This is a genomic window from Bacillus sp. 220_BSPC, assembly GCF_001054655.1.
In the GTDB taxonomy this organism is placed as follows: domain Bacteria; phylum Bacillota; class Bacilli; order Bacillales; family DSM-1321; genus Peribacillus; species Peribacillus frigoritolerans.
Genome location: NZ_JVPL01000210.1, coordinates 1 through 351, shown reverse-complemented (window position 1 = coordinate 351; position 351 = coordinate 1). Strand labels below are relative to the sequence as shown.

1 protein-coding gene is annotated in these 351 nt (G+C 33.3%); it reads right to left on the bottom strand.

Going from position 1 to position 351, the window contains the following annotated elements; all coding sequences use genetic code 11:
- A partial coding sequence (locus ADA55_RS29875; RefSeq protein ID WP_048686043.1) for a hypothetical protein occupies nucleotides 1-351 on the bottom strand: 351 nt, incomplete at both ends.

The window sequence follows — 351 nt, the reverse complement described above, 5'->3', positions numbered from 1 at the left end:
TTCTTTAACTCTTGGATAACTTTTTTGAAGGACTGTTGATCCTGTTGTTGCTGTGCTTTAATTTTTGTTTCATTTTCTTTTAAAAGATCTATTTGTATAGATAAGTCTTGGGACACCCTTTTCTCATCATTCAACCTTTGTTCCAATTCCAGTGTTGTTGATTTCAGTTCGTCTTTTTCACCTTTTATTTGATCTAACGACTCCTGAAACTGTATTCGTTCCTTTTCTTGATTTGACTCTAACTGATTGTTTTTCCCGATTAATTCATTGTTTGCTTTCTCCAATTGAATGACAGTATTTTGGTAAGTTTGATTGGTTTCCGATAATTGTTCTACCTCCAATTGCAATGCG